This is a genomic window from Gardnerella coleohominis (genome assembly GCF_002896555.1).
GTDB lineage: Bacteria > Actinomycetota > Actinomycetes > Actinomycetales > Bifidobacteriaceae > Bifidobacterium > Bifidobacterium vaginale_F.
The window spans coordinates 375405-381404 of sequence record NZ_MNLH01000002.1; the positions used below are offsets into that span (position 1 = coordinate 375405).

Sequence of the window (6000 nt, forward strand, 5' to 3'; positions counted from 1 at the left end):
GTAAAGATTCCAATCCCATAGCAAGACTATCTGTTTATTTCGCTTGACAATGCATAAGAATTGACAATGCATAGGTATTTGCATCAGCGCATCTAGAACATCTGGTAGTTTTTCGTGTCCTTGAAGTTAACATACTCAACGCCATTAAATTGTGGGTATGACTGTCCTGTGTAAATAATTTTAGGATTCTTTGCATTTTCTTCTGCATCTACAAAAGATAGTAAATTCTTAGAAAACGATCTATTAGGTGTCATTGATGTTTTTATTTCAATTGGATATAAAGCATCTTCTTTCTTTACAATCAAATCCACCTCTATACCTTTTTCTGTTCTCATGTAAAACAGCTGAGGAGTTTTGTTCTCATTCAATCGAGATTTTAGTACTTCCGAAACGATTAGATTTTCAAAAAGATTTCCCCGTAACGGATCTCTATTTGCTTGATTTTCTGTTTCAATTCCCAATAAGTATGAAGCCAATCCAATTTCTGTAAAATAGATTTTTGGCGATTTGGTGTGCCGCTTTGAAATGTTAGAAAAATATGGCTGTAACTTATACACTATATAAGATGCCTCAAGTACTGACAGCCATTGCGACAAAGTTGCAGATGAAACGCCAACATCCCCAGACATAGAAGACAAATTTACAACTTGCCCAACTCTGCCTGCAAGCAAGGTTAAGAATCGTAGAAACTTATCCAAATTCTTAACTTCTAACATCTCGCGTAAATCTTTTTCCACATAGGTATTCAAGTAATCGCGATAATACACACTGCTTTCTCTTGAATTTTCCCTATACAATTCAGGCATAAAACCCTGAATTAATAACTTATCAGCAGATAATTCCCCTAGAAGTCCATCTTCCGCAAGTTCATCCATGCTTAATGGGAGAAGCGTCACTATGCTAGTTCTACCTGCTAAAGATTGAGAAATTTCTTTTTGTAGGGTTGCTTGATGGCTTCCAGTTAGTATAAATCGCCCATTTTTCTCTCTGTCTTGGTCAACCATGACTTGCACTGCGGAGAGAAGCTCAGGCACTCGCTGAACTTCATCTATAATAAGAGGTTCTTTGTAGCTTGCAAAAAATCCTCGGTAATCTTCTGTGGCTAACGCTCTAGTAAAGGGATCTTCTAAATTTACGTAATTGTATTCTGGAAAACACTCCTTTACTAGGGTAGTTTTACCAGATTGTCTCGGCCCAATTACAGTAACTACAGGCACTTGCTTGGAAACTTGTACCAGCTTTTCAGCAACTTTTCTTTTTATCATAAAAGACTCCCTTTGTATAATAGTGTATACATTTTGGGCGTAAATTTAAAGTTCAACTTTAAAATTACGCCCAAAATGGCTAAGTTGTCTTTTCTAACTTGCCTTTTTTGACTTGTGCTTTTGCGCTCACTTTTGTTTATTTACTCAAATGTAGTTTCGGCGTGTCGCGCAAGAGTGGCGGTATTGCAACGATTCTGATGGTTCTTGGGGGAGTGCGGAAGAGTTTCCTGAGAGTTTCCTGGGAAAATTCTTGAAAATTCTTGAAAATTCATTTTTTAATATAAAAACAAGTTTGATACTGTATTTTTTACGGTTTAGGGTTTGTTTATCGTGTTTTATTAAAATATTTTATTTAAATTGCAGATAAGCATGGGTTGATTGGCTCTTGACTTTTTCAAACGGGGGGGGGTATCTTAAAAGCAACATTAGCTTGTGGATAACTTGCTGATGCACTGCTTTTAACTTTAGTGAAAGTTTTGCAGTGATTTAATTTTCACGGCGCTAAATGGTGCTGTGGAGAAGAAGAAAGGAAATTATTATGTTAAATAAGAAGGCTATCGCCGCTCTCGCTGCTGGCGCCACCCTCGTTTCTGGTTTGGCTTTCGCCACACCATCTTTCGCTGCTGATTGCCCAGTTAATAAGGATGAGTGGGCTCTTAGGAGCGTGAATGATTCTCTTACCACACAGGCTAAGACTGCTTATGAAACTGCTAAGGCTGCTGTTCCAGCTAAGCCAACTAAGCCAACTGAGCCAACCAAGGCTGAAGTTAAGGCTTTGTACGAAGCTGATGGCAATGAAGGCAAGCTTAAGATGAAGGCTGTTCAGGCTAATGCTGATCCAGCTAATATTGCTGAAGCTCAGAATTATGTAACTTTGAACAACCAGTATGTGACTGATCAGGCTAACTACACTACAAAGTCTGCTGAAGCACAGCGTTTGTACAATGCATACCTTGTTGCTAAGGATTTTGCTGAGAACTGCTCTAAGCCAGATCCTGATAAGAAGCAGGAAGCTATCGATGCTGTTCGCGATGCCGCTAAGAATTTGCAGAATGCTGATAACGATTTCGCTAAGGCTAAGAAGGCTTTCTATGCCGCTAAGGATGCTTACAATAAGGCTCAGGCTGAGTTGAAGGCTCGTTATGCTGCTTGGCAGGCTGCTCAGGCTGCTTTGGATGCATTCGATGCTTCTGGTGTGAATGATTCTGCTAAGAGGCAGCGTTTAGCTGATGCCGTGGATCGTGCTGCTGCTCATTGGGAGCGTGCAAATACTGCTTATGGTGAAGCTGAGACTAAGTACAATGACACTAAGGCAGCTGCTCTTGCTGCTAAGGATGTTTACAATGCTGCTTTGCAGGCTTACAAGGATGCGTATAATGCCGCTGTTGCCCTTGGCGTGAACCCAGCTTTGCTTCCTCCTGTAAAGACTGCTGATCCTTTGGATGAGAGCTTCAACCCTGTTCCAGGTGCTAAGGAGCTTTATGCTGAGGCTTTGAGCGGTAAGTTCGGTAAGGCTGTTCAGGCTGCTGCTAAGAAGGGCCAGAAGGAAGCTAAGAAGGGCGAAGCTAAGAAGGAAGCCGGCAAGAAGGGTGCTTCTGCTGCTGCTCCAGCTGGTGCAAAGCTTGATACCAAGGCTGCCGCTGCTGCTTCTGCTGCTCCTTTGAGCAAGACTGGTGTTACCGTGATGTTCACTGCTTTGGCTGCTTCCATGCTCGCTGGCATCGGTGCTGCTGTTCGCAAGTTCCGCCACTAAATTTAATTTAACAAAAACAAGCGTTTAAACGTTAAGGTTTGAGCTTTAAGGTTTAGGCTGTTGAGTGCTTGTTTTGATTGGGCTTAGGCTTCGTTCTAGGTTGTGTTTCTTAGTTTGTGAGTTTAAGCCCAGTTTTTAGATTTGCACTTAACGATTGACGTGGTGTTTTATAGGGAAGCATCATGTTGGTTTTACTAGATTTCTTCTGGCTTGTTTGGTTTTAACATTGTTTTGCTGTTTTTCTTTTCTTCACAGTGTTAAGACTAGGGTTGTGAGTTTTCTGGTTTGTTAAGTGTGTTGGCTTTCGAGTGGATGATACTAGGGTCGTTCACTCGGAAGCCTTTTTTATTACTATCTGCTGTGCGAGTATTCCGGTGGCATTGTATAAGCGTTGAACCGTGCCGTTCTTGACGGTTGGGTATGTGAAAGATATAATTGAAGGTGCTTGAAAACCTTAAGGTTTTGGGGGGCGGAAGTGCGAAAGCGCATCTGCCCCGGTTTTTTTTTATGTCGCTTGTCGCTTGTTCATGTATTTGGCTGACTTTTGTTCAAGTATTTGGCGGAATTCTGTTCCGACGATTGGCAAATTTTTATTCCGACGATTGGCGAACTTAACGCTAGCTAGTTAGCGCGTGCAAAATAGCCAAACAGAGACATTAACGCAGTACGCAATCTGCGCCAGTGTCTTAAGATAGGCAAAATCAGACACTAGTGCAGAAACCATACTGCGCCAGTGTGCGAAATTTACTAAACAGAGGCTCTCGCGCAGTTTTATTTCTGCATAAGTGTCCCTTGCGCAAATAAGTGCGTCTTTAAGCTCCTTCGAATCGCCGAGCTTGCTAAGGGTTTGAAAGCACAGTGCGCTTCACATGCCAAATCAGCCGAACGGCTATGCCGTGAGGATCAGCGCTCAACACTTCGCTGACGGTGGTAGTTCACTGGACTTCCGCTCTTGCACCAGCTTGAGCAGCAGAAGCAGCACCCTTCTTACCGGCATCCTTCTTAGCTTCGCCCTTCTTAGCTTCCTTCTGGCCCTTCTTAGCAGCAGCCTGAACAGCCTTACCGAACTTACCGCTCAAAGCCTCAGCATAAAGCTCCTTAGCACCTGGAACAGGGTTGAAGCTCTCATCCAAAGGATCAGCAGTCTTTACAGGAGGAAGCAAAGCTGGGTTCACACCAAGGGCAACAGCAGCATTAAATGCATCCTTGTAAGCCTGCAAAGCCTCATTGTAAGCAGCGGCAGCCTTCTTAGCAGCGTCCAAAGCATCATCGTAAGCCTTCTGAGCATCTGCAAGGGCTCCAGCAACGCGATCAAAATGAGTCTGAGCACGATCAACAGCATCCTTCAACTTAGTCAAAGTAGCAGAATCATTCACGCCAGAAGCCTTAAAAGTAGCTAGCTCTTCCTGAGCAGAAACATATGCAGCTTCGCGATCATTGAACTCATCCAAGGCAGCAACTAAACCGTCATAAGCGCCCTTGAAGCTCTTCTTGGCCTTAGCAAGATCATTATCCTTGTTGTCCAAGTTATGCTTAGAAGCATAAACCTTATCAATCGTTTCCTGATTCTTCTTCACCTGGGCGTTATCTTCGCAGCCAAATATATTCTTTATATATGAGGAGATGGCGTCTTTTTTACAATTAAAAACAGCAAATGATATAACTAAAATAACGACTAAAATAATAAACCTGTAAAATCCTAGCCACATGTGTTTTGTAATAATTTCATTATTTAACAATCTAGAATCGCACTTAGGACATTTGCAACCACAAATCCAATTTAATAATTCTGATAAATACTCAGAAAGTTTCAAAGATAAACACAACATTGCTTCAAAAACTATTGTCATAATATGAATGACAATTAATTTATATTTATTACTATCTGAATCTTCTATTTTTATATCAAATATCCCTTTACATAGAATCTGTAAATTTTCAAATTTAAGCAAAAATACAATGCATGCTATTACCAAAGCAACTATTGTCCAATTAGACTTATTTAAAAACCCTAAAAGTATAAACAATACTGACAAAACAGAAATCAAGAACTTTGAACATTTCAAGAAAACTTTAACGCTTATGTACACTAAAAAGCAGAACGGTATAAACCATAGAATGAACATTAATGGCGATTTATAACATCCTAACCACTCTTTAATTCTATCATAATAAATATATGCCGAAGTACAAAGATATAGATAAATTGGAATAATAGCTATTAGATATAAAATATCCTCGTTCTTAAATTTGAAATGAAAATAAACTAGTGGAGGTATTATTGAGCACGCTGCAAAAATATTTACAATGCAATATAAGCGCTTTGGATCTTGAATATTATTGTAAAAAACGCTATTTATTGTAAGGCACAGAAAGAGTGCAGCAATTATCATTAGTACAACGAATGTCACTGATTTTATAATTTTACTATTGCCAAATTTAGCTTTTAAATTAAGCATTTCAACTCACCTTTGATAAATGCAATAACTGCGTACTGAAGAGTAATTCAATTTATATTGTTATAAGTGATTATATTCATCGATGAAAACTTCGTTATTGATTCACAGGTTTGTGTACATATCAGAGTTGCGAGCGTTTTGCTGAATTTGGTCTCGCTTGCGCACCTTCTAAGTAAACAAAATCGGGGAAGTGTTCTTGGTTTTGTGTACTTAGAGCGCGTGTCGATAAACAAAGTCGGGGTAGGGTTCTTGATTTTGTGGACTTATGTACCTGATATGTACCCCTTTTTCTGGACACATATCCCTTTTTACTTAATCATATCGTCTGCGTGGATGCTTTCCTGCATTTAACAGGAGGCACCCACCCAGTCTTCTTCTGTATTCTCTCGTTATTGTAATAATAAATATATTCCCTCATTGCTCGATCAAACTCTTCAAACGAAGCATACTCATGCTCATGCCCGTAATACATCTCGTTTTTAAGCCTACCGAAAAATGATTCCATAATACCATTGTCATAACA

General features: G+C 40.1%; 4 protein-coding genes. 1 reads left to right on the forward strand and 3 read right to left on the reverse strand.

Going from position 1 to position 6000, the window contains the following annotated elements:
• Nucleotides 1–92 precede the first annotated feature (92 nt).
• Nucleotides 93–1265, reverse strand: coding sequence for an ATP-binding protein (locus tag BFS05_RS03455; RefSeq protein WP_103084585.1), 1173 nt, complete (start codon nucleotides 1263–1265; stop codon nucleotides 93–95).
• Nucleotides 1266–1803: 538 nt separating this feature from the next.
• Between BFS05_RS03455 and BFS05_RS03460 the strand changes: the two genes are divergently transcribed.
• A complete protein-coding gene (locus BFS05_RS03460; protein WP_103084586.1) occupies nucleotides 1804–3018 on the forward strand; it encodes a hypothetical protein in 1215 nt (404 codons plus the stop codon).
• 935 nt (nucleotides 3019–3953) lie between these two features.
• Here BFS05_RS03460 and BFS05_RS06790 read toward each other — a convergent pair.
• Complete coding sequence (locus BFS05_RS06790; protein WP_180978586.1) at nucleotides 3954–4595, reverse strand: hypothetical protein; 642 nt, start codon at nucleotides 4593–4595, stop codon at nucleotides 3954–3956.
• Between the two features lie 1198 nt (nucleotides 4596–5793).
• On the reverse strand, nucleotides 5794–6000 hold a 207-nt coding region (locus BFS05_RS03470), incomplete at its 5' end, for an IS3 family transposase (protein WP_146026731.1).